A 1,082-nucleotide genomic window follows, 5' to 3' on the forward strand; every position below is an offset into this window, starting at 1 on the left:
TGAAGAGGATAATAAGTAAGAAGACTTTGCGGGAATTTTGGGAGAAACACGCTGATTGCGAACAACAGCTAAAGGTTTGGTATGAAACTGCCAAACAAAGCGACTGGAAGAACCCAAATGACGTAAAACAAACTTATGCGGATGCAAGTATCATTGCCAATAATCGTGTGGTTTTCAATATTAGAGGTGGAAATTATCGTTTAATTGTAGCATTTAATTATCCTTTAAGCATCGCGTTTATTCGCTACATAGGGACACATAGTGATTATGATAAAATAGATGCAACAACTATTTAAAAAAACTATAATAATTTATCAATTATTACTTATTAATCTTATTTAATTTTTACCACAGTTTCCCATGCAAATTAATCCTATTAAAACCGAAAAAGATTATGAAGCTGCCCTAAAGCGAATTGAGGAAATATTTGATGCTGTTGAAGGGCCAGAAGCTAATGAATTGGAAATATTGTCTTTGTTAGTAGACAATTATGAGAATGAACATCACCCTATTGAAGCACCGGACCCAATCGAGGCTATTAAAATCAGAATGGAGGAAAAGCACCTAAAGCAAAAAGACCTAATTGGTGTTATTGGCTCTAAAGGTGTTGTTTCTGAAGTATTGCATAAAAGAAGAGGATTGAGCATACATATGATTCGCAATATTCAAAAAATGTTAAATATTCCTGCTTCAATTCTAATTCAAGAATATAAATTATCCCATTAAAATGATAGATTCCCTTGGTTCAATATTAAGGGAGTTCTAATATTCCTTTCTCCTTCATTGCCTTTTTTACCTTTTGCACGGTTGAAGGATTGACGTTTTCTAATTTGGCAATTTCCCTAATGCTATTTTTATTTTCTTGGATCCGCTTAAAAACTCCTCTATAATTAGAAATCATATCACCATCAGTAATTTCACTGGCATATATAATTTAAATAGGAAAGCCTTGGTGGGTTTACAATCTTAACAAAGGGTTACTCCATCTTGTACTAAGCTTGAAATTTTTTTTATAGCTGCTTTATATTCTTGTGATGCTGTAATGGTTTACAAGATGATTAATAGGGGAGCTGCAATAAGAG

At 32.9% G+C, this 1,082-nt stretch carries 2 protein-coding genes; both read left to right on the forward strand.

Annotated elements, in window-relative coordinates:
- A partial coding sequence (locus E1171_RS00895) for a type II toxin-antitoxin system HigB family toxin (RefSeq protein ID WP_246164095.1) occupies positions 1-296 on the forward strand: 296 nt, incomplete at its 5' end.
- Between the two features lie 64 nt (positions 297-360).
- On the forward strand, positions 361-726 hold the full coding sequence (locus E1171_RS00900; protein ID WP_155203183.1) for a helix-turn-helix domain-containing protein: 366 nt from the start codon (positions 361-363) through the stop codon (positions 724-726).
- Positions 727-1,082: the final 356 nt, after the last annotated feature.

Source organism: Xanthovirga aplysinae (assembly GCF_009711365.1).
Classification (GTDB): Bacteria; Bacteroidota; Bacteroidia; order Cytophagales; family Cyclobacteriaceae; genus Xanthovirga; species Xanthovirga aplysinae.